The organism is Actinoplanes missouriensis 431 (assembly GCF_000284295.1).
GTDB lineage: Bacteria > Actinomycetota > Actinomycetes > Mycobacteriales > Micromonosporaceae > Actinoplanes > Actinoplanes missouriensis.
The window spans coordinates 7,835,145-7,856,535 of sequence record NC_017093.1 but is presented as its reverse complement, the minus strand read 5'-3'; the positions used below and the strand labels follow the sequence as shown (position 1 = coordinate 7,856,535).

Below are 21,391 nucleotides of genomic sequence, written 5' to 3'. Positions count from 1 at the left end.
ATCAGGGGCGGTGCCGCCAGATCCACCAGAGGCCGATGAACGGCAGGATCAGCGGCACGTAGCCGTACCCGCTGCCGAAGTGGGACCAGACGGTGTCGTCGGGGAAGGCGACCGCGTCCACGATGCTGAGCGTGCCGACGATCAGCACACCGGCCAGCTCGATGCTGCAGCTGACCAGCGCGATCAGCCGGCCCCGCGGCCCGCCCCGGGCCAGGCCGACGGTGGCCGCGATGTAGACCAGGCCGGCCACCGCGGAGAGCAGGTAGGCCAGCGGCGCCTCGGTGAAGTGGGTGCTGATCTGGACCAGCGCGCGAGCGCTCGCGGAGAGCGCGAAGATGCCGTAGACCATCAGGAGGACCCGGCCGATCCCGCTGTTCAGCGCGGCGTCGCGGGGCCGGGTGGCGGTGGATTCGTCGGACACGGGCACTTCCTCAGACAGCTGTAACGGAGGCGATCTGCTGCAGGCGCAGGATGAGGACCGGCAGGACGAGGGCGCCGATGCCGAGGATCAGGTTGCCCCAGCGGGTCGGCTCCATCCGGGCCAGCACCAGCGCGGTCGGGGCGAACGCCACGGTGGTGAACAGGTAACCGCCGAAGGTGGCGAGCTCCTGCGGCTGGCTCCCGGCGAAGAGGTCGATCACGGCGACCAGGACGAGGACCGTGACCAGGGCGCCGAGCGCCACGGTGGCCAGCAGGTCGGTGCGGCTGGGGGCGCGGTCGAGTGCCGCGCGTGCCAGGTACCACACCGCGAGGATCAGGGCGGCGACGATCGTCACCACCGACAGAGGACCGTTCACCCGGCACAGGTTACTGATGCGGTGATGTGCTGGTAACTTCCGCCTGGCGGAGATCACAGGAAGAACACGAGGTGCGCCCGGTGCGATTCGGATTGTTCGGTACGGGACCGTGGGCTCACCTGGCGCACGCGCCGGCGCTGGCCGCCCACCCGGAGGTGGAGTTCACCGGCGTCTGGGGCCGTGACCCCGGTAAGGCCGCGGAGCTGGCACAGGCACACGGGACGCGCGCGTACGCCGACGCCGACCAGCTGATCGCCGACGTGGACGCGGTCGCGATCGCGCTGCCGCCGGACGTCCAGGCCCCGATCGCCCTGCACGCCGCTCAGGCGGGCCGGCACCTGGTGCTGGACAAGCCCGTCGCGGTGCGCGCCGAGGAGGCCGAGGCCGTCGCGGCCGCCGTCGCCGAACGCGACCTCGCCTCGGTGGTCTTCTTCACCCGGCGGTTCACCCCGGAGCTGTCCGCGTTCCTGACCGAGGCCGCGCAGACCGGCGGCTGGACCGAGGCGCGCGTCGACCACCTGGGTTCCATCTTCCAGCCGGGCAACGCGTTCGGCGCCTCACCGTGGCGCCGGGAGCGCGGCGGCCTCTGGGACGTCGGCCCGCACGCGCTGGCCCTGGTCCTCCCGGTGCTCGGCCGGGTGACCGAGGTGGCCGGGATGGCCGGCACGAGCGACCTGACCCACCTGTTGCTGAAGCACGAGGGCGGCGCCACCAGCCGGCTCACGCTCTCGGTGGACGCGCCGGCCGCGGCGGCCCGGGAGGAGGCGGTCTTCGCCGGCGAGGCGGGCGTGCGGACCGTGCCGCGGGCCCGCTGGAGCCCGGACGAGGCGCTCGGCCGCGCCATCGATCAGTTGCTGACGGCTGCGGGTGGCGGCGCCTCGCCGGAGTGCGACGTCCGGTTCGGCGCGGATGTCACGGCGGTGCTCGCCGCCGCCGAGAAAGCGATTAGCAGCGGTACGACCGTCGCACTCCCTTGATTCTTTTACGGGACGGTGCGTTCGATCGCGGCCGCGCCGTCCCGTTCCAGCTCGGCCTTCGCACGGGCGATGTTCGCCGGCGTCGGGTATTTGCCCTGGGCCACGGCCAGATCTTCGGGATCCCACGACTGCTCGGCCCCGGTCCTGATCAACGGCTTGCCGGGCTGTTCCGAAGTCTCGATGTCGGCCATCGTGATCCCCTTCTTAATTCGGGGGACAAGAAGCGGAAAAGCGAAATCTCGTCCCGTTCCGTACCCGTTTCTTGATCGTAGAACCCGGGTAGCCCGAACTGAGCGCTAACTGGACAGAACCTGCGCGTTACGGATGGACGCTTAGTAGTGAGCCGAATACATTTTTGGCTTGTCACGCCCGTCCGGGCGCGGCGTCCGGCGCGGCCGAGCGGGTGCGCGGCGACGATCCGGACGCGTGCGGGGGTGAGGGGACGCATCGCATGACCGAGTGGGCAGAGCAGTCAAGGGCACATCAGTCGTGGGCACGCCCGTCATGGGGCCGTCAATCATGGGCGCGTGCGCCATGGGTGCGTGAGTGGTGGCCGTGCCGGTCGCGGGAAAGCGGCGTGGCATGACCGCCGGGAGGCCGGCCGCGCTCGGGGGAGCACGGTCGTGACGGGCCGGTGGGACGCCGAGCGGGACGCCTCCGACGCGGCGCGGGCACTGGCCGGCATAGTCGCGTTGCTGCAGTGCGGCACCGTCGGCGACATGGACCGCGACCAGCTGCTGAGCCTCGCCCGCAACGGTGAGCAGTCCGCCGGTCGGGCGGCCGCGTTCCTCCGCGAGCAGCGTGGCGCCGGTGACGGTGAGCTGGCCGCTGTGCCGCCCCGGCTGGCGCCCTGGCGGGACTGGGTGCCGTCCCGGGGCCACCTCTTCGGCGCCGCGGCGAAACCCCGCCCGGTGAACGGCGTCCCCCAGCCGAGGCGCTGCGGCGACCCCGGCGAGTGACAGGCGGCGGCCTCGATCAGGTGATCTGGCGCAGCGTCTCGGAGGGTGATTCGCCGAACCTCTCCCGGTACGCCGACGCGAACCGCCCCAGATGGGCGAACCCCCAGCGGTGCGCCACCGCCGCCACCGTGATCCGCGCCGGGTCGCCCTGGAGCAGCGCCTCCCGTACCCGCCCCAGCCGGACCTGCTGCAGGTAGGTCATCGGCGCGCAGCCGACGTGCCGCCGGAAGCCCTCCTGGAGCGAGCGCACGCTCATCCCGGCGACGGCGGCCAGGTCCCGCACGGTCATCGCGCGCTCCGGCTCCTCGTGGATCGCCTCGACGGCGCGCTGGATGGCCCGGGGCGGACCGCTCGCGGCCGGCGCGACGAGCTCCGCGTGGTACCGGTGCGGGACGCTCAGCAGCAGGCCGCTGAGCACGCTGCTGCAGAGCTGCTCCGCGATGAGTGGCTGGTGGAAAAGGCTGGTCTCGTGGTCCAGCTCGTCGTGGAGCAATCGGATCAGCCGGCTCCAGCTGTGCGCCGGCCCGCCGGTGAGGTCGAAGGCCGGCGCCAGGTCGATCGGTCCCTCGACCGGGTGACCGAGAAGCGCGGCGAGCTCGTCCTCCAGCGCCCAGGGCTCGATGCGCACGTCGAGTTCGGCGGAGTGGGGTTCCTGTCGCAGGTGCAGCCGGTCGCCGGGGCGGAACGCCAGCGCGGTGGCGGGGGTGGCGGTGATCTCCTGATCGTCGCGCTGGGCCCGCACCCGCCCCGCCGTGGGCAGCGTCACGTGGTAACCCCCGGCCTGCGGGGAAACAAGAGTGGCGGAGCCCGTGAAGGTCAGGTGGCCGACGGTCAGGGGTCCGAGTTGGATCACTTCAAGGCCGATCTTGAGATCGGCGCCGTCGGGCGTGCCGACCGACATCGGGGGGTAGAAACGATTCAGGACGTCCTGGGCGCGAGTGGCGTCGACGCTGTCGAAGTAGACGGCTCCCGGCGCCGAGGTGGCGCGGGAAGGGTCATCAACCATGCGGTCCGGCGCTCCATCGCATACGGTGAGTATTCGGTCCAAGTCCGTCGGGAGTCAACGTGGCCGCCACGCAGTGACCGTTACAGCACATTCCGGCCATATGAACTACTCTGGCGTTCCGCGCCTACGTGGCGTAACTTGCAGACCAGCGGATTGTTGTAGGAACGCGGGTTCCGGTCGGCGTCCCAGCGAACGCCCACGACCCTTTTTCTCCGGTCTGCGCACCAGAGTCCCGCGGAAGTCGGTGTTTAGCTTTTCGGCTCGACGCCAGGAAGAGGGCAGCTGTGTATCTGCCGATCACGACCCGCCAGCTGGCCGACGGAACTGTCGAGATCGCACCGAGTGGTGAGATCGATCTGGACAACGCGCACGTGATGCGCGACGCGGTCAACGATGTGCTGACGAGCATGACCCCCAGCAAGATCTGTCTTGATCTGCAACGGGTGATGCTTATCGACAGCATCGGGATCGGCATCCTGGTCGCCTGCTTCCATACCGCGGCCGCCAGCGGCATAAAGCTGGTCGTCAGCCACCCCAGCGCCACGGTCTACCGGCAGCTGTGGGTCTCCGGCCTGGTGGGTCTCCTCGGCTGCGCCGAGCCGCCCTCACCGCGTACCCAGGTGGGTCTTCGCCCCTCCTGAGCCGCAGCGGTGACCAGGGCCGTATAACTGAGCGGTGCTGCGTTCGATTCTGCTGTTCCTGCTGGCCGCGCTCGCCGAGATCGGCGGCGCCTGGCTGGTCTGGCAGGGCGTCCGTGAGCACCGCGGTCTGCTCTTCGCCGGCGCCGGGGTGGTCGCCCTCGGCGTCTACGGCTTCATCGCCACGCTGCAGCCCGATCCGAACTTCGGCCGGATCCTGGCCGCCTACGGCGGTGTCTTCGTGGCGGGTTCACTCATCTGGGGAATGGTCGTCGACCGATTCCGGCCAGACCGGTTCGACCTGATCGGCGCGGCCCTCTGCCTGGCCGGCGTGGCGGTCATCATGTACGCGCCACGCGGAGCCTGACAGAGGGCCGGTTCGCCAGTCCACGGGAAAGCTCAGTCCGCGGGAAGCTCAGTCCGCGGAAAGCTCAGTGCACGGGAAGCGTCGCCGCTTCCTCCTCCTGCTTGCGCCGCTCCTCGCCGGAGAGCGTGGAGAGCGGCTTCTCCTTGATGAAGATCACCGCGATGATGGCCAGGAACGCGATCGGGGCGCCGACCAGGAACAGCTCGGCGGTGGCCGTGCCGTAGATGTCCTGGACCACGGTGACCACCTCGGGCGGCAGCGCCGACACGTCGGGCACCTCGGTGGAGCCACCGGCCTGCGCGCCGAACTTCTCGGCGAACAGCGAGGTGACCTTGTGGGTCAGCACCGCGCCGAGCGCGCTCACGCCGATCGAGCCGCCCATGCTGCGGAAGAACGTCAGCGCGGACGTGGTGGCGCCCAGCTCGGCGGCCGGGACGTCGTTCTGCGCGGCGAGCACCAGGTTCTGCATCAGCATGCCGACGCCGATGCCGAGCACCGCCATGTAGAGCGAGATCAGCGGCACGCTGGTCTTCGAGCCGATCGTGCTGAGCAACAGCATGCCGGCGGTCATGATGATCGAGCCGGCGACCAGGTATCCCTTCCACCGGCCGTGCTTGGTGATCAGCGCGCCGGCCACGGTCGACGAGATCAGCAGGCCGAAGACCATCGGGAGACCCATCAGGCCGGCCACGGTCGGCGACTTGCCCAGGGAGATCTGGAAGTACTGGGAGAGGAAGACCGTGCCACCGAACAGCGCGACGCCCACCAGGACGCTCGCGATGATCGTGAGGGTGACCGTGCGGTGCCGGAAGATGCCGAGCGGAATGATCGGCTCCTTGGCCCGGGACTCGACCAGGACGGCGAGCGCGAGCAGCACCAGGCCGCCGGCCACCATCGCGCCGGTCTGCCAGGACGCCCAGTCGAACTTGTCGCCGGCCAGCGTCGACCAGATCAGCAGCGTGCTGACGCCGGCCGTGATGAGCAGGGCGCCGAGCCAGTCGATGCTGACCTGGCGGCGGACCACCGGCAGGTTCAGGGTCTTCTGCAACAGCGCGATGGCGATCAGGCTGAACGGCACGCCGATCAGGAAGCACCAGCGCCAGCCCAGCCAGGACGTGTCGACCAGGACGCCGCCGATCAGCGGGCCGGCGATGGTGCCGACGCCGAAGACGGCGCCGAACAGACCGGAGTACCGGCCGAGCTCGCGCGGCGGGATCATCGCGGCCATCACGATCAGCGCGAGGGCGGTCATGCCGCCCGCCCCGACACCCTGGACGATCCGGCTGACCAGCAGGATCTCCACGTTCGGGGTGAGGCCGGCGATCAGCGAGCCGATCACGAACAGGCCGAGGGAGAGCTGGATCAGCAGCTTCTTGCTGTACAGGTCGGCCATCTTGCCCCAGAGCGGGACGGTGGCCGTCATGGCGAGCAGCTCGGTGGTGACGATCCAGGTGTAGACGGACTGGCTGCCACCGAGATCGGCGATGATCCGGGGCAGGGCGTTGGCCACCACGGTGGAGGCCAGGATGCTGACGAACATGCCGAGGAGCAGGCCGGAGAGGGCCTGAACGACCTCGCGCTGGGACATGCGGGCTGCGGGTGATGCGACTGTCATGCGGTCCTCGGTTGGGGGTGGGCGAGACCGGCGGCGAGAATGCCGAAGGCCTCGTGGGCGTGCTCGGTGAGTGGTCTTTCCTGCCCGTCGTCGCCGGCCCAGCGCATCACGGCGACACGCACCGCACAGCTCGTGACCGCGGCCACGACCTGCGGGTACGGGTCGTCGGCGGGCAGGCCGGCGCGCTCCGCGACGGCGTCGGCGAACTGCTGCTCGGCGGTGGCGGCCGCGGCGATCAGCAGCGGCAGCAGCTGCGGGTTCTGGTGGATCACCCGCATCCGCAGCAGCCATCTGTCGCGGTCGTCGTGGATCTGCTGGAAGACCGGGGCCAGGGCGTCCAGCAGGGCGTCCAGCAGCGGTTGGTCGGCGGGCCGGTCGAGCAGCTGGGCGCGCAGGTCGGTGCAGCCCTCCAGGGGATCACCGACGAGCGCGTCCTCCTTGGTGGCGAAGTAGTTGAAGAACGTCCGCGCGGACACCCCGGCGGTGGCGGCGATCTCGTCGACCGTCACGCGGTCGGCGCCGCGCTCGTCCACCAGGCGGAGCGCGGCGGTGATCAGATCGAGCCGGGTCTGCCGGCGTTTGGCCTCTCGGAGCACGCGCCCGAGGCTACCGACAATATTGCAGTTTCTGCAAAGTTTAATCGTGCAGCTGAGAGCGCTCGATGTCGGCCAGCGCGGCTGTCAGCCAGGGCTCCACCGGTCGGCCGGCGAGCAGGTCGGTGATGAGCGCCACCGCGTGCCGGGCCAGCACGTCCGGTTTCGGGGCCGGAGCGCCGTCCTCCTCCAGCACGCCGAGCGCGCCGGCCAGCAGCCAGAGCACCACCTGCGGATCCGCCTCCGGCCAGGACCGCACGCAACTCGACAGGGCGGTACGGACGTCGTCGGCGGTCAGGCCGTCCGGGTGACCGTCCTCCAGCAGCAGCCGGACCACCGTGCCGAGGATCAGCCCGGTCTGTGCCGGGTCCTGCGCGGCCAGGTCGCCGTCCGGCTCCTGCCCCTCGCGGACCGCTGCGACAGCGCCGGCCGTGGCCGCGGCGATCGGCCGGGCCGGTGGCGGCAGGTGACGCCAGCTGTTGTTCATGCGGCGACTCTACGGTGGGATGGGTCCACCGCAGGACCGAGGGGAGCGGCCATGACGAGCCTGGACGCGGTGACCGCCTGGGTGCGCAACTACCGCCGGGCGTGGGAGTCCAACGACCCGGACCACATCCGGGACCTCTTCGCCGACGACGCTGCCTACTTCACCGAGCCCTACGCCCCGCCCTGGGTCGGCCGGGAGGCGATCGTCACCGGCTGGCTGGCTCATCCCGACGAGCCGGGCACCACGACGTTCGCCTGGCACCCGCTGATCGTCACCGAGGAGCTGGCGATCATCGAGGCGACCACGACGTATCCGGACCGGGTCTACCGCAACCTGTGGGTGCTGCGGCTCGACCACACCGGACAGGCACGCCAGTTCACCGAGTGGTGGATGCAGGAGCCGTCACCCTGACGGGTGTCACCCGATCGGGATTTCCCGCGCCTTTCGGCACACTGCCTGGGTGGCGGAGGAGCGGAAACTCGGAGGCAGGTACCGGCTGGGCGATGAACTCGGCCGCGGCGGCATGGCCGTGGTCTGGCGCGCCCTCGACGAGGTGCTCGGGCGCCCCGTCGCGATCAAGGTGCTGGCCGGGCGGTACGCCGGCGAGGAGCGGTTCCGGGCCCGGATCCTGCACGAGGCCCGCGCCGCGGCGACCCTCTCCCATCCGAACATCGCGCAGATCTACGACTTCGGCGAGTCCGCCGACGCCGGCGACGACGGACGGCCCGTGCCCTATGTGGTGATGGAACTGATCAACGGGCCGACCCTGCAGCAGCGGGTGGCGCGCGGCCCGATCCCGCCGCGAACGGTGTTCCGGATCGCCGGGGAGGTCGCCGCGGCGCTCGCGGTGGCGCACGCCGACGGACTGGTGCACCGCGACATCAAGCTCGCCAACATCATGGTCACGCCGGGCGGCGCCAAGGTGGTGGACTTCGGCATCGCCGCGGTCGCCGGCCCGGCTTCACCCGAGGACGCACTGCTCGGCACGCCCGCCTATCTCGCACCGGAACGCCTCACCGGCGGCGCCATCGAGCCCGCGTCCGACGTCTACGCGCTCGGGGTGATGCTCTACCGCCTGCTGGCCGGCGTCGCGCCGTGGAGCGTGGAGACCACCACGCAGATGATCAGCGCGCACGTCTACCTCGAACCGCTTCCGCTGCCGAGCCTGGCCGGTGTCCCGGAGACGATCGCCGAGCTGGTCGAGCGCTGCCTCGCGAAGAATCCCGCCGATCGTCCGGGCGCGGCCGAGGCGTCCGAGATCCTGGGCGACGCCGCCGAGGCCGCCGAGGCGCCTGGTGCTCCGCCCGTCGCGGTGGCGGCCCGGGGACTGGCGGGCGGGACGACACTGCTTCGTGAGGCCACGGTCGGCGTGACACCTCGCCTGTCCTCGGGTGGAGCGGACGACCGGCTGGACACGGGAGGGTCGGGTGCGGGTGGGGACGGCTGGAATCCCGTACCCGATCGGTGGTGGAAGCGGAGGAAGGTCCTGGCCGGCGGCGGGATCGCGGCCGTGCTCCTCGCCGCGCCGCTGCTCTGGCCGGAAGCCGGCGGCGAACCGCACGCCGCACCCGGGGTGGAGAGCACGGAGGAGCCGACGTCGTCACCGAGGGTGAGCAAGTCCGCGCCCGCTGCTCGTGGTGTCCCGCGGCCCGCCGCGCCCGTGGTCGATCCCGGGCGGGTGCCGGAGTCCACCGGTTCGCAGGCCCCGGTCGCGTCCGGACCGTTGTCGTCGTCATCGTCGCCGTCCGCGGCTGCGTCCCCCGGCGCGACGTCCGCGCCGGCGTCGAGCCCGAGCCCGAGCGTGCCGCCGGCCACCGCCGACCCGCCGCCCGCCGACGGCACCCGTCTCGAGTCGCCGGGCGGCACGGTGCTGGCTCGCTGCGTCCCGGACGGCGCCGAGCTGATCGCGTGGGAGCCGAATCCGGGGTTCGGCGTGGACAGTGTGAACGCGGGACCCGCGCTGACCACGGCGGTGGTGTTCCGCGGTCAACTGGCCCGGTACCGGATGACCGTGACGTGTATCGGCGACCGGCCCTCGGCGGTGGTGCTCCCACTCTGAAAGCCGCGCGTCGCCGTCGGGTGCGTCGTCACCCTGCGTGGAACTCTGACTAGACTGTCCCGTCACGGCCGGCGAAAGGGACATCGATGACGGCGACCGCCAATACGCTCAGAAGCAGTCTCGCCCGGGTCCGGGCGGCGGCTCGCCGGCGGTTGCGGCCGACCCCACCTCCGCCGCCGCCACCGGTCGCCCCCTCGGTGGTCAACCTCGTGCCGGATCCCGGTTTCCGGGGTGCGCCGGACCGGCCGTTCGAAGCCGGCGGGCTCTACGTCCACTCCCACAACTCGTGCGAGTTCACCGAGGTCCCGGGCCGTCCGGGAGTGCGCGGCGCCCGGGTCGAGGGGGTCGGCGGCAACAACGACACGCACATCGCGCCGGGTGGCCGCAACGCCGTCGGCGAGTTCCGGCTCGGCATGCGGCCGGGCGGCACCTACACCGCGAGCGTCTCGGTCTACCTGCCGGAACCGCTGACCGGCACGCTCAACGCGTCGGCGCTGCGGCTCATCCCGGGCTGCATCGTGGACGAGGCGATGAAGTGGACGCTCGCGCAGTCCGCGCCGGCCCGCAACGAGCACGGCCACCACCGGATCAGCGTGACGTTCACGATCCCCGAGGACGCGAAGGGCGCCTGGATCCGGCTGCACAGCGGCATGTCCGCGGGCAACGGCGTCGTCTACTGGTACGACTACTCGCTCACCGAGACGTCCGTGGCGATCGACCACTTCGACGGCTCGACGCCGGCGACCGAGTTCCACGTCTTCGAGTGGACCGGGGAGCCGGACGCGTCGCCGTCCCGCCGGACGTTGCGGGCCGAGCCCTCCGCGGACCCGGCGGAGATCGCCGCCGAGGCGGTCCGGCTGGCCCGGGCCGGTGTGCTGGACGAGGCCACGTTCCTGCGCAAGCAGCTGACCGGCGACCGGATGACGGCGGCCCGGATCGCGCTCGCGGCGGGCAACGAGGAGGCGGCGCTCAAGGCGCTGCGCAAGGTGACCAAGGCCGGCGACCCGGACGGCGCGGCCGCGTTCGAGCTGGGCCGGCTGGCGCTCGCCGGGCACAAGTGGGCGGCGGCCGAGAAACTGCTGCGCACCGCGGTGACGAAGGACCCCTCGTCGCCGGAGCGTGGTTACGCGCTGGCGTTCGCGTACGACAAGCTCAAGCGCCGTGACGACAGCAAACGGACGTCGCGGGCCGCGCTCGCCCACGACCCGAAGCTGCCGTTCGACGGGCCGGCCGTGCTCGACCTGGACGTGAAGTCGTTCGGCGCCCGCCGGGAGCTGGGCATCTTCGTGGCGGACAACCTGGAGCTGATCCGCACCCAGGCGCAGCAGCGGCTGGACCGGCGGGTCACCAGCACGTTCGACCAGCCGATCTTCGTCTTCTGGGCGCAGGGCTTCGACGCGGCGCCGCCGGTGGTCCAGGCCTGCCTCGCGGCGTTGAAGGCGAACAACCCCGGCTCGCGGGTGCACGAGCTGACCGAGGCGAACGTCGGCGCGTACGTGGACATGCCGGAGGACCTGGTCGCGAAGCTCGGCGGCAACCGCACCCACTTCTCCGACCTGCTGCGGATGCTGCTGCTGGAGAAGTTCGGCGGGGTCTGGGTGGACAGCACCTGCTTCGTCTCCGAGCCGCTGCGGCCGCACATGGACCGGGCGCTCGCGCAGGGGAGCATCTTCGCGTTCAACTACACCGGGCCGTACATCTCGAACTGGTTCCTCGCTAGCCGGCCGGACAGCTACGCCATGCACCTGTGGCGGGCCGCCTCGTTCCTCTGGTGGGAGCAGCGCGGCGAGCTGATCGACTACTTCCTGCACCACCACATCTTCGAGATGCTCCACCACCTCGACGAGCGGTTCCGCGCGGAATGGGACGCCGGGCTGCGGCTCAACTCGAAGCCGCCGCACGCGTTGCAGTCGGTGATGCTCCAGGCGTACGAGCCGGACATGTACCAGACGGTGATGGAGGGTGCTTTCGCGCACAAGCTGCGCTACAAGTACCAGCCGCACGAGCTGCGGAGCGAGTCCTACCTGGCGCGGATCATCCGTGGTGACCTTCCGTAGTTGCACTCTTGCTTACTGTCAGTTATTTACACAGAGATCGTTGCCTGCTTGCCCAGGAGATTCATAGGTTGAATTCTTAACGTTTCCGGCATGCAGAAAGTCATTCGTAACGCGGTCGAGCCGGTGGGGGATCAGGTCTTCGTCGATTCCACCGGCCGGCGTAAGCGGCTGCTCGCCGTCCTCGGTTTCTTCGTGGCATTGTTCGCGGCGCTCTATATCGCCGTGGTCGGCGCCAGCGTGGTGCGGGCCTCGGACTCCGGGCTGTCGACCAAGGCGTCCGTCTCCACGTCGGCCTCGGCGTCGGCATCCACCTCCGCCTCGGCGTCGACTAGTTCGTGAAATCGGCGAACATCTTTGTGAATTCGTAGGTTTCCTGCGCTATCCCGCTGCACGTCGCTTCCACCTCACCGGTCGTGCAACCCCCGTTGTCGCGGTTGACCGACCAGAACCGGACGAATCCCAGCCCCTTTTCCTCGGCATAGTCGAGAAGCGTCTGAGCGTCCGCGGTCTCGGTGATCGGACCGGTGTCGTTGACCCCGATCATCGGCGTCACGCCGAGCATCTGATAGGCCTCGGCGTCACTCAGCGTGGTCCACACCGACTTGACGTCGGCGACCACCGCCTCGGTGGCCGTGGTCATCGAGGCGCCCCAGTCGTCGTTCTCCTCGGTGAAGTTCATCGTCATGGCGTTGACCGTGACGTCCAGGCCGGCGTCCGCGGCGCTCTGCAGCAGCGCGATGCTGGTGTCGGTGAGCCCGAGCACGGTTCCGCCGACCGGCACGGTCAGCGTGATCGCGGTGCCCCGGTCGGTCTGCAGGGTGCGCAGCGCCTGCGTCACGGTCGCGGCGGTGACGGTCTGCTCGATGTCCACGTCCAGGGCGTTGCTGCCGGCCGCGTCCAGGGCCGAGGAGTACGCGGCGGCCAGCTCGTCCGCCGTGCAGACGCTCTCCAGATAGGTGCCGGTGGCCCCGCCGGTCGAGACGATCACGTCACCATCCAGCGCCGCGATCTTCGCGATCTCGGCCTGGACGGTGCTGTCGTCGAGCGCCTTGCTGCCACCCCACGTCGCGGTGCACGTGCCGGCCGTGTCGGCCAGCAGGAACGCCAGCGTGTAGTCGTCCTGACCGGTCTGCTCGGCCACCTCGTCGATGTCCACCGTGCCGCTGACGATGTCGATGTACGGCGCCACCGCGGGAGCGTCAGCGGTGGCCGTGGTGCTCGCGGCGACCGTCGGCGAGGTGGTGGCCGTCACGGTGGTCTCGTCGTCGCCTCCGCACCCAGCAGCGAGCAGCAGCGTCGCGGCAGCCGTGATGCCGGCGATCCGGCGATGTCTGCGGTGCACCTTGGAAGTCTCGCAAAAGGGGCATGCCGAATTCCGGCGCTCAGCGAATCCGATACCCGGCCGATGAGGGGGTTGAGCCAGGTTAAGGGGGTGGCGGGTGACCGTCGAGACGCGCCGGGTGCCCGCCCGGCGGCGCATCCCGGTGCCCCGGCCGCGCTGGATCGTCCTCTCGGTGGTGCTCGTCCTCTTCGCCAGCATCCTCGTGGTCAACGGCGTGGTGCAGGGTGAGTTCGCGCAGGACGGCGCGGTGGAGTCCACCTCGGAGACCGACGAGGTGCCGGACGAGGCGCTCAGCGGTGGCCCGATCATCCAGACCGACGGGACGACCACCACCACGGTCAGCCCCGGGGACCACCAGATCGTGCTGACCTTCGACGACGGCCCGAGCCCGGAGTACACGCCGGAGATCATGGACGTTCTCGAGGAGTACGGCGTACCCGGCACCTTCTTCATGATCGGCTCGGAGATGAGCAGGTACCCGGGCCTCACCAAGGAGGTCCTCGACGCCGGCCACGAGATCGGCATCCACACCTACACCCACCCGGACATGTCCACGAAGAACGAGTGGCGCCGCAAGGTGGAGATGCAGGAGACCCAGTACGCGCTGGCCGGCGCCGCCCAGGTGACCAGCGTGATCTTCCGGCCGCCGTACTCGTCGACGGTCAAGGCGCTGGACAACCCGACCTGGGCCGTGATGGAGGAGATGGGCGAGCGCGGCTATCTCACCGTCGTCAACAACCTGGACAGCCGGGACTGGGAAGCGGACGTCACCAACGACGACATCGTCGAGGCCGTCACGCCGGACGACGGGGCCGGCGCGATCCTGCTCTTCCACGACGGCGGCGGCGACCGGTCCAAGACCGCATCGGCCCTGCGTACGGTCATCCCGTCCCTGCAGGAGGCGGGGTACTCGTTCACCACGGTGGCGGCGCTCACCGGTATGAAGACGGTGAATCCGACGGCCACCACCGGCGAGTGGGTGCTCGGTCTCGGCATCGTCAGCGCGGTCCTGGTCGCCACCAGGGCGACCGTCTGGTTCACCTGGCTGCTCGTGGCGCTCGGCGTGCTCACCGTCCTGCGGCTGGTGATGATGCTGATCCTCGGCCGCCGGCACGCGCGGCGATATCGCAAGGGTGACGCGGTCTGGGGGCCGCCGTACACCGAGCCGGTCACCGTCATCGTGCCCGCCTACAACGAGAAGGAGATCATCGCCGAGACCCTCGGATCGCTGGTGACGAGCACCCATCCGATCCGGATCGTGGTGGTCGACGACGGGTCGGACGACGGCACCGCGGAGATCGCGGAAGGGCTCGGGCACGAGAACGTCACGGTGGTCCGGCAGCCGAACGGCGGCAAATCGGCGGCTCTCAACAACGGCATCGCCCACGCGGACACCGACGTGGTCGTGATGATGGACGGTGACACGGTCTTCGAGCCGGACACCGTACGCCTGCTCGTGCAGCCCTTCGCCGACGCCACGATCGGGGCGGTGGCCGGCAACGCCAAGGTCGCGAACCGGAACTCCATGATTGCCATCTGGCAGCACATCGAGTACGTCGTCGGGTTCAGCATCGACCGCCGCGCGTACGACGTGATGCGCTGCATGGCGACCGTCCCGGGCGCGATCGGCGCGTTCCGCCGGGAGGCGCTGCGCCAGGTCAACGGCCTGAGCGACGACACCCTCGCCGAGGACACCGACCTGACGATCGCGATCATCCGGGCCGGCTGGCGGGTGGTGTACGAGGAGCGGGCGCGGGCCTGGACCGAGGCGCCGTCGACCATGCCGCAGCTCTGGCGTCAGCGCTACCGATGGAGTTACGGCACGATGCAGGCGATGTGGAAGCATCGCCGGGCGCTGTTCGAGAAGGGCGCCGGCGGTCGGTTCGGCCGTCGCGGCCTGCTCAACCTGGCTCTCTTCCAGACCCTGTTGCCGCTGCTCTCGCCGCTGATCGACGTCTTCCTGGTGTACGGCCTGATCTTCCTGAACCCGACGACGACGGTGATCGCCTGGCTCGGCATGCTCGGCGTGCAACTGGTCAGCACGGTCTACGCGTTCCGCCTCGACGGGGAGTCGTTGAAGCCGCTCTGGCGTCTGCCGCTGCAGCAGTTCGTCTACCGCCAGCTGATGTACCTGGTGCTGATCCAGTCGGTGCTCGCGGCCCTGGGTGGCATCCGCCTCGGCTGGCAGAAGCTGCGCCGGACCGGTGGATTGAACGCGCTGATGGGTCAGCGACTGCCTACTGGTGACGGTTCGTCCTGATTCGTTCTTAGCTGATCCATGGATGTCGCACAGCGGAACACCTCGGCAGCCTTCCTACCTTTGCCGGCATGTGCGGAATCGTGGGATACGCCGGCGGACGGCCGGCCCTTGACATCGTGATGGACGGTCTGCGGCGCCTGGAGTACCGCGGCTACGACTCGGCCGGCGTCGCCGTCGTCGACGCCGGCGCGGCCACCCTTCTCACCGAGAAAGCGGCGGGCAAGCTGGTCAACCTGGAGAAGGCGCTCGCCGAACGGATCGACACCGGGTTCGACGTCGGCGCCACCGGGATCGGGCACACCCGCTGGGCCACCCACGGCGGCCCGACCGACCGGAACGCTCACCCGCACGTCTCGGCCGACGGCCGGGTCGCGGTGATCCACAACGGCATCATCGAGAACTTCGCCCGGCTGCGCGCCTCGCTGGAGGCGGACGGGGTCGCGTTCACCAGCGACACCGACACCGAGGCGGCGGCGCATCTGCTGGCCGGCTCCCTGGTCGCGGCGCACGCCGACGAGCTGGCCGGCCCGGCCGCTCTCGCCGAGGCCATGCGGCGCACGGCCCGGCAGCTCGAAGGGGCGTTCACGCTGCTCGCGGTCTCCCCGGACGCGCCCGGCGCGGTGGTCGCGGCACGGCGCAACTCGCCGCTCGTGGTCGGCCGCGGCGACGGGGAGAACTTCCTCGCCAGCGACGTGTCGGCGTTCATGGAGCACACCCGGTCGGCGATCGAGCTCGGTCAGGACCAGGTAGTGCTGATCACCGCTGACCGGATCGAGATCACCGGCTTCGACGGCACGCCGTCCAGCGGGACCGACCTCGTCGTGGACTGGGACGTCGCGGCCGCCGAGAAGGGCGGCTACGACTTCTACATGCTCAAGGAGATCGCCGAGCAGCCGCAGGCCGTCGCCGCCACCCTGCTCACCCGGATGCCCGACCTCGACTTCAGCGGCGTCCAAAAGGTGATCATCGTGGCCTGCGGCACGGCGTACCACGCCGGCATGATCGCCGGGTACGCGATCGAGCAGTGGGCGCGGATCGGCTGCGACGTGGAGCTGGCCAGCGAGTTCCGGTACCGCGACCCGCTGATCGACGAGGGCACGCTGGTGATCGCGATCAGTCAGTCCGGCGAGACCATGGACACTCTGATGGCGCTGCGGCACGCGAAGGCGCAGGGCGCCCGGGTGCTGGCGATCTGCAACACCAACGGCTCGACCATCCCGCGCGAATCCGACGCGGTGCTCTACACCCATGGCGGTCCGGAGATCGCCGTCGCGTCGACCAAGGCGTTCCTCACCCAGCTGGTCGCCTGCTACCTGGTCGGCCTGCGACTGGCCGCCGCCCGCGGCCTCTCGGCCCCCGGTGTCCAGGAAGCGCTGCGGGCGGTCCCGGATCAGCTGCGCACCCTGCTGGAGAGCAGCGGCGCGATCCGGGAACTCGCCTACGACCTCGCCACCGCGCGGCAGGTGCTCTTCCTCGGGCGGCACGTCGGGTACCCGGTGGCGTTGGAGGGGGCGCTGAAGCTCAAGGAGCTCGCCTACATGCACGCCGAGGGCTTCGCGGCCGGCGAGCTGAAGCACGGGCCGATCGCCCTGATCGACGAGGGCACGCCGGTGATCTGCGTGGTCCCGGCGCCCACCGACGCCCTCCACGACAAGATGGTCTCCAACATCCAGGAGGTACGCGCCCGCGGCGCCCGCACCATCGTGATCGCCGAGCAGGGCGACGAGGCGGTCGCCCCCTTCGCCGACGCGGTGATCCCGGTGCCCGCCACGCCGGCGCTACTGGCGCCCCTGCTCACCACGGTCCCGATGCAGATCCTGGCGTGCGAGACAGCGGCGGCCCGGGGCCACGACGTCGACCAGCCCCGAAACCTCGCCAAGTCCGTGACGGTCGAGTAAAGCCGGCCCGGGGACCCGGTGCCCGTGGAACTCGCGTAGCCGGGATCAGGGCACACCGGACCTCGCCTGCGCGGGGATGGGGGCACACGGACGCGTTGTGTGTGCGTTCATCCCGGCTATGGCAGGGGCAGGGGCTCACGATGAGCTTGTGTGCGCCCTCATCCACGCCGGGCGGCGACAGTGTTCCGCGCGAGGCGAGGCAGACCTGCGTGGCGCGCCGCGCTGGCAGAGGGCCGTGCCGACAAAAGGCCGTGCCTGCAGAGGGTCGGGGCCGGCGGTGGGCCGGGCCGGCAGTGAGCCGGGTCGGCGGTGGGCCGGAGGTGACGGCGGGTTGCGCTGGGGCCGGCGGTGGGTGGCTGGACCCGGCCTGGACGGGGTGACGGCGACCCGCCGCCGGGGCCGGCGGCGGGTCGCGCCGGAGCGTGGACGTCAGGGGCGGCCCGGTGGGGACGGGGCCGGTGCGGGTGGGGACTGCCGGTACGCGTACCGGGAAAGGAGCGGAACCGGCAGTCCTGGAACGCGCCCGTCAGGCCAGGTCGAGGGCCTTTGCGGCGATCAGGGCGTCGTTGGCGATGACCGTCGGCGACGGAGCGGTGGAGATCGCCCACTCCGGGTCCTTGAGGCCGTGGCCGGTGACCGTGCAGACGACCCGGGAACCGGCCGGGATCTGGCCTGCCGCTGCCTGCTGCAACAGGCCGGCGACGCTTGCCGCGCTGCCCAGTTCGACGAAGACGCCGACCTCGCGGGCGAGCAGGCGGTAGGCGTTGAGGATGTCACGGTCGGTGACCGCGGAGATCAGGCCGCCGGATGCGTCGCGGGCGTCGAGGGCCTTGGTCCAGCTGGCCGGGTTGCCGATCCGGATCGCGGTGGCGATGGTCGACGGGTTCTCGACGACCTTGCCGTTCACGATGGGCGCGGCGCCGGAGGCCTGGAAGCCGTACATCTTCGGCAGCTTCGTGGAGTTTCCGGCGGCCTGGTCCTCCTGGTAACCCATCCAGTACGCCGAGATGTTGCCGGCGTTGCCGACCGGGAGGCAGTGGATGTCGGGGGCGTCGCCGAGCGCTTCCACGATCTCGAAGGACGCGGTCTTCTGCCCGTGCAGGCGGAAGATGTTCACCGAGTTGACCAGGGCGACCGGGTAGTCCTGGGAGAGCTTGGAGGCGAGCGCGAGACAGTCGTCGAAGTTGCCGTCGACCTGGAGCAGCCGGGCGCCGTGCACGAGCGCCTGGGCCAGCTTGCCGAGCGCGATCTTGCCCTGCGGCACCAGGACGGCGCAGGTGATGCCGGCCCGGGCGGCGTAGGCGGCGGCGGACGCGCTGGTGTTGCCGGTGGAGGCGCAGATGATCGCCTTGGCGCCCTCCTCGACGGCCTTGGAGACAGCCATCGTCATGCCGCGGTCCTTGAAGGAGCCGGTCGGGTTGGCGCCCTCCACCTTGAGGTAGACGTCCGCGCCGACCCGCGACGAGAGCACCGGCGCCGGCACCAGCGGGGTGTTGCCCTCGTGCAACGAGACCACCGGCGTGGCGTCGGTGACCGGCAGCCGGTCCCGGTACGCCTCAATCAAGCCCCGCCACATGGCCTACTCCTCACTCAAGCTGGTGTTTTCGACGCCAAGAGTGCCCCAGTCATCCGATCTCTGGGACCAGCTGCCCACTATTCAGGAACCTTCGACCCGGAGCACGCTGGCGATCGAGCGGACGATGTCCAGACGGGACAGCGACTCGACGGTAGCCGCCAGAGCCGCGTCCGGCGCACTGTGCGTCACGATGACCAATTTCGCGTCATCCGCACGCCCGGATTGCCGGACCGTCGCGATCGAGACCTCGTGATCGGCGAAGACGCCGGCCACGGCCGCCAGGACGCCAGGACGCTCGGCCACGTCGAGGCTGATGTGGTACCGCGTCATCGACTCGCCGATCGGGCGGACCGCGAGCTGGGCGTAGTTGCTCTCGCTCGGCGCGCGGGTGCCGGTGAGCTTGTTGCGGGACGCCGCCACGATGTCGCCGAGCACCGCGCTGGCGGTCGGCCGGCCACCCGCGCCGCGGCCGTAGAACATCAGCGGACCGGCCGCCTCGGCCTCCACGAAGACCGCGTTGAACGCGTCGCCGACGCTCGCCAGCGGGTGGCTGAGCGGGATCATCGCCGGGTGCACGCGGACGCTCACCGAGTCGGCCGTGCGCTGGGCGATGCAGAGCAGCTTGATCGTGCAGCCCATCTCCTTGGCGCTGGCCATGTCGCCGGCCGTCACCGAGGTCATGCCCTCGCGGAACACGTCGGCCGCGGTGACCCGGGTGTGGAACGCGAGCGAGGCCAGGATCGCGGCTTTCGCGGCGGCGTCGAAGCCCTCCACGTCGGCGGTCGGGTCGGCCTCGGCGTAACCCAGCTCGGTGGCCTCCTCGAGAGCCTCGTTGAAGCCCGCGCCGGTGGACGCCATCGAGGAGAGGATGAAGTTGGTGGTGCCGTTCACGATGCCTGTGACAGCGGTGACCCGGTCGCCGTGCAGCGACTCGCGCAGCGGCCGCAGCAACGGGATCGCGCCGGCCACCGAGGCCTCGTAGTACAGGTCGGCGTTGCCCTCGGCCGCGGCGTCGTGCAGTGCGCCGCCGTCCTCGGCGAGCAGCGCCTTGTTGGCGGTCACGACGCTCTTGCCGGCGCGCAGCGCCTCGGTGATCCAGGTGCGGGCCGGCTCGATGCCGCCGACCACCTCGATCACCACGTCCACGTCGTCCCGCTTGACCAGGCCCAGCGCGTCGGTGGTGAACAGCGCCGGGTCGACCGGCAGGTCGCCGCGCTCACGGCCCAGCCGGCGCACCGCGATGCCGACCAGCTCCAGCGGCGCGCCGATCCGGGCGGTCAGGTCGCCGGCCTGCTCGTGGAGCAGCTTGACCACTTCGGTGCCGACGGTGCCGCAGCCGAGCAGGGCGAGGCGAATCGGTGACTTCGCTGGGCTCATCCAACATCCAATGCAAGCAGGTCGTCCTCGGTCTCGCGCCGCACGATGACGCGTGCCGCGCCGTCGCGCACCGCCACCACGGGCGGCCGAGGAACGTGGTTGTAGTTGCTGGCCATGCTCCGGCAGTAGGCGCCGGTGCCCGGCACCGCAACAAGATCTCCGGGCTGCACGTCAGCGGGCAGGAATTCATCCTTCACGACGATGTCCCCGGACTCACAATGTTTTCCCACAACGCGGGCGAGCATCGGCTCCGCCGCGGAACTCCGGTTCGCCAGCGTGGCCGAGTAGGACGCGTCGTAGAGCGCGGTACGGATGTTGTCGCTCATCCCGCCGTCGACGCTCACGTAGGTGCGGATGCCGTCGACGTCCTTGACCGTGCCGACCTCGTACAGGGTGAAGACGGCGGGGCCGACGATGGCCCGGCCCGGCTCGATCGACAGGTGCGGCACGCGCAGCGACGCCAGCTCGCACTCCGACTCGACGATCTTGTTGATCCGCTTGGCCAGGTCGCCGGGCGTGGAGGGGTTGTCCTGCGTGGTGTACGCGATGCCGAAGCCGCCACCGAGGTCCAGCTCGGGCAGCTCGACGCCGCGCGCGTCCCGGATCTGCGCCTGCAGTTCCAGGATCCGCCGGGCGGCCACCTCGAACCCGCTGGTGTCGAAGATCTGCGAGCCGATGTGCGAGTGCAGGCCGCGCAGGTCGAGCACGCCGTCGTCGAGGATCCGCGCGGCGGCCGCGAACGCCGCGCCGCCGGCCAGCGAGAAGCCGAACTTCTGGTCCTCGTGGGCGGTCGCGATGAACTCGTGGGTGTGTGCCTCGACACCGACCGTCACGCGGATGAGCACACCGGGGCGCTTACCCGACGTGCGGGACAACTCCGTCAACCGGGCGATCTCGTCGAACGAGTCGACGATGATCCGGCCGACCCCGGCCTCGAGCGCCCGCTCCAGCTCGCGCACCGACTTGTTGTTGCCGTGGAAGCCGAGCCGCTCCGGCGGGAAGCCGGCCGCCAGCGCCACCGCCAGCTCGCCGCCCGAGCAGACGTCCAGGAAGAGACCCTCCTCCTCGACCGCCCGCACCACGGCCTTGCAGAGGAACGACTTGCCCGCGTAGTAGACGTCGGCGCCCGCGAACGCCGCCTTGAAGTCCCGGCACCGGGCCCGCAGGTCGTCCTCGTCCAGCAGGTACGCCGGGGTGCCGTAGTCGGCGGCCAGCTCGGTGACGCTCACGCCGCCGACGCTCAGGCCACCCTCGGGGGTGCGCGTGACGGTCCGCGGCCACAGCTGCGGGACCAGCGCGTTCACGTCCTCCGGGTTGCGCAGCCAGGCGGGCCCGCGACTGCCGAGGTCGCCGTGCAGGGCCCCGGCCTCGTGTGCGCGCATG

21 protein-coding genes are annotated in these 21,391 nt (G+C 70.6%); 10 read left to right on the top strand and 11 right to left on the bottom strand.

The annotated features are described in order from the left end of the window. Position 1 precedes the first annotated feature (1 nt). Both AMIS_RS35745 and AMIS_RS35740 read right to left on the bottom strand, forming a co-directional pair. Entirely contained in the window at positions 2–427 is a 426-nt protein-coding gene (locus AMIS_RS35745) for a hypothetical protein (protein WP_014447349.1), read from the bottom strand. Between the two features lie 4 nt (positions 428–431). Next, on the bottom strand, positions 432–797 hold the full coding sequence (locus AMIS_RS35740) for a hypothetical protein (protein WP_014447348.1): 366 nt from the start codon (positions 795–797) through the stop codon (positions 432–434). A gap of 80 nt (positions 798–877) precedes the next feature. Between AMIS_RS35740 and AMIS_RS35735 the strand changes: the two genes are divergently transcribed. Next, positions 878–1,774 (top strand): Gfo/Idh/MocA family protein, encoded by an 897-nt coding sequence (locus AMIS_RS35735; RefSeq protein WP_014447347.1) that lies wholly within the window; start codon positions 878–880, stop codon positions 1,772–1,774. Between the two features lie 5 nt (positions 1,775–1,779). On the opposite strand, the gene AMIS_RS35730 is transcribed toward AMIS_RS35735, so the two are convergent. Beyond that, complete coding sequence (locus tag AMIS_RS35730; protein WP_014447346.1) at positions 1,780–1,965, bottom strand: hypothetical protein; 186 nt, start codon at positions 1,963–1,965, stop codon at positions 1,780–1,782. Positions 1,966–2,397: 432 nt separating this feature from the next. Between AMIS_RS35730 and AMIS_RS35725 the strand changes: the two genes are divergently transcribed. Next, a complete protein-coding gene (locus tag AMIS_RS35725; protein WP_014447345.1) occupies positions 2,398–2,733 on the top strand; it encodes a hypothetical protein in 336 nt (111 codons plus the stop codon). A gap of 16 nt (positions 2,734–2,749) precedes the next feature. Here AMIS_RS35725 and AMIS_RS35720 read toward each other — a convergent pair whose 3' ends face one another. After that, entirely contained in the window at positions 2,750–3,739 is a 990-nt protein-coding gene (locus AMIS_RS35720; protein WP_014447344.1) for a helix-turn-helix transcriptional regulator, read from the bottom strand. 284 nt (positions 3,740–4,023) lie between these two features. Between AMIS_RS35720 and AMIS_RS35715 the strand changes: the two genes are divergently transcribed. Together AMIS_RS35715 and AMIS_RS35710 are read left to right on the top strand one after the other, a co-directional pair. Then, a complete protein-coding gene (locus tag AMIS_RS35715; protein ID WP_014447343.1) occupies positions 4,024–4,380 on the top strand; it encodes an STAS domain-containing protein in 357 nt (118 codons plus the stop codon). 34 nt (positions 4,381–4,414) lie between these two features. Further along, the gene (locus AMIS_RS35710; RefSeq protein ID WP_014447342.1) at positions 4,415–4,744 is read left to right on the top strand and encodes a YnfA family protein; all 330 of its coding nucleotides are present in this window, start codon (positions 4,415–4,417) and stop codon (positions 4,742–4,744) included. A gap of 64 nt (positions 4,745–4,808) precedes the next feature. Here the strand turns inward: AMIS_RS35710 and AMIS_RS35705 are convergent, their stop codons facing one another. The 3 genes from AMIS_RS35705 to AMIS_RS35695 are packed head-to-tail and all read right to left on the bottom strand — an operon-like array spanning position 4,809 to position 7,439. Next, on the bottom strand, positions 4,809–6,359 hold the full coding sequence (locus AMIS_RS35705) for an MDR family MFS transporter (RefSeq protein WP_014447341.1): 1,551 nt from the start codon (positions 6,357–6,359) through the stop codon (positions 4,809–4,811). Then, positions 6,356–6,955: a TetR/AcrR family transcriptional regulator gene (locus AMIS_RS35700; protein WP_014447340.1), complete on the bottom strand. Its 600-nt coding sequence runs from the start codon at positions 6,953–6,955 to the stop codon at positions 6,356–6,358. Before AMIS_RS35700 ends, AMIS_RS35705 begins: the two co-directional genes overlap by 4 nt. A 40-nt stretch (positions 6,956–6,995) precedes the next feature. Further along, the gene (locus tag AMIS_RS35695; RefSeq protein ID WP_014447339.1) at positions 6,996–7,439 is read right to left on the bottom strand and encodes a hypothetical protein; all 444 of its coding nucleotides are present in this window, start codon (positions 7,437–7,439) and stop codon (positions 6,996–6,998) included. 51 nt (positions 7,440–7,490) lie between these two features. Between AMIS_RS35695 and AMIS_RS35690 the strand changes: the two genes are divergently transcribed. From AMIS_RS35690 to AMIS_RS35675, 4 genes are all read left to right on the top strand, one after another. Continuing rightward, positions 7,491–7,850, top strand: a complete 360-nt coding sequence (locus AMIS_RS35690; protein WP_014447338.1) for a nuclear transport factor 2 family protein — start codon at positions 7,491–7,493, stop codon at positions 7,848–7,850. A gap of 49 nt (positions 7,851–7,899) precedes the next feature. Continuing rightward, a complete protein-coding gene (locus AMIS_RS35685) occupies positions 7,900–9,498 on the top strand; it encodes a serine/threonine-protein kinase (protein WP_014447337.1) in 1,599 nt (532 codons plus the stop codon). 86 nt (positions 9,499–9,584) lie between these two features. Beyond that, positions 9,585–11,555, top strand: a complete 1,971-nt coding sequence (locus tag AMIS_RS35680; RefSeq protein WP_157435184.1) for a capsular polysaccharide synthesis protein — start codon at positions 9,585–9,587, stop codon at positions 11,553–11,555. A 90-nt stretch (positions 11,556–11,645) separates the two neighbouring features. Further along, a complete protein-coding gene (locus AMIS_RS35675) occupies positions 11,646–11,894 on the top strand; it encodes a hypothetical protein (protein WP_014447335.1) in 249 nt (82 codons plus the stop codon). Here the strand turns inward: AMIS_RS35675 and AMIS_RS35670 are convergent. Then, positions 11,884–12,897 (bottom strand): glycoside hydrolase family 18 protein, encoded by a 1,014-nt coding sequence (locus tag AMIS_RS35670; protein WP_014447334.1) that lies wholly within the window; start codon positions 12,895–12,897, stop codon positions 11,884–11,886. The two genes, AMIS_RS35675 and AMIS_RS35670, sit on opposite strands and share 11 nt — an antisense overlap. A 97-nt stretch (positions 12,898–12,994) precedes the next feature. Here AMIS_RS35670 and AMIS_RS35665 point away from each other — a divergent pair, with 97 nt between their 5' ends. Together AMIS_RS35665 and glmS are read left to right on the top strand one after the other, a co-directional pair. Beyond that, positions 12,995–15,157 (top strand): bifunctional polysaccharide deacetylase/glycosyltransferase family 2 protein, encoded by a 2,163-nt coding sequence (locus AMIS_RS35665; RefSeq protein ID WP_014447333.1) that lies wholly within the window; start codon positions 12,995–12,997, stop codon positions 15,155–15,157. 68 nt (positions 15,158–15,225) lie between these two features. After that, entirely contained in the window at positions 15,226–17,055 is a 1,830-nt protein-coding gene (glmS, locus tag AMIS_RS35660; protein ID WP_014447332.1) for a glutamine--fructose-6-phosphate transaminase (isomerizing), read from the top strand. A gap of 526 nt (positions 17,056–17,581) precedes the next feature. On the opposite strand, the gene thrC is transcribed toward glmS, so the two are convergent. From thrC to lysA, 3 genes are all read right to left on the bottom strand, one after another. After that, a complete protein-coding gene (gene thrC / locus AMIS_RS35655; RefSeq protein ID WP_014447331.1) occupies positions 17,582–18,631 on the bottom strand; it encodes a threonine synthase in 1,050 nt (349 codons plus the stop codon). Between the two features lie 81 nt (positions 18,632–18,712). After that, complete coding sequence (locus AMIS_RS35650) at positions 18,713–20,008, bottom strand: homoserine dehydrogenase (RefSeq protein ID WP_014447330.1); 1,296 nt, start codon at positions 20,006–20,008, stop codon at positions 18,713–18,715. Then, positions 20,005–21,390 (bottom strand): diaminopimelate decarboxylase, encoded by a 1,386-nt coding sequence (gene lysA / locus AMIS_RS35645; protein WP_014447329.1) that lies wholly within the window; start codon positions 21,388–21,390, stop codon positions 20,005–20,007. Before lysA ends, AMIS_RS35650 begins: the two co-directional genes overlap by 4 nt. Between the last annotated feature and the right edge of the window lies 1 nt (position 21,391).

Coding starts and splice junctions, on each gene's coding strand:
- AMIS_RS35730 (WP_014447346.1), bottom strand. CDS start 1,965: ATGGCCGACATCGAGACTTCGGAACAGCCCGGCAAGCCGTTGATCAGG.
- AMIS_RS35720 (WP_014447344.1), bottom strand. CDS start 3,739: ATGGTTGATGACCCTTCCCGCGCCACCTCGGCGCCGGGAGCCGTCTAC.
- AMIS_RS35705 (WP_014447341.1), bottom strand. CDS start 6,359: ATGACAGTCGCATCACCCGCAGCCCGCATGTCCCAGCGCGAGGTCGTT.
- AMIS_RS35695 (WP_014447339.1), bottom strand. CDS start 7,439: ATGAACAACAGCTGGCGTCACCTGCCGCCACCGGCCCGGCCGATCGCC.
- AMIS_RS35690 (WP_014447338.1), top strand. CDS start 7,491: ATGACGAGCCTGGACGCGGTGACCGCCTGGGTGCGCAACTACCGCCGG.
- AMIS_RS35680 (WP_157435184.1), top strand. CDS start 9,585: ATGACGGCGACCGCCAATACGCTCAGAAGCAGTCTCGCCCGGGTCCGG.
- AMIS_RS35675 (WP_014447335.1), top strand. CDS start 11,646: ATGCAGAAAGTCATTCGTAACGCGGTCGAGCCGGTGGGGGATCAGGTC.
- glmS (WP_014447332.1), top strand. CDS start 15,226: ATGTGCGGAATCGTGGGATACGCCGGCGGACGGCCGGCCCTTGACATC.
- thrC (WP_014447331.1), bottom strand. CDS start 18,631: ATGTGGCGGGGCTTGATTGAGGCGTACCGGGACCGGCTGCCGGTCACC.
- AMIS_RS35650 (WP_014447330.1), bottom strand. CDS start 20,008: ATGAGCCCAGCGAAGTCACCGATTCGCCTCGCCCTGCTCGGCTGCGGC.
- lysA (WP_014447329.1), bottom strand. CDS start 21,390: ATGCGCGCACACGAGGCCGGGGCCCTGCACGGCGACCTCGGCAGTCGC.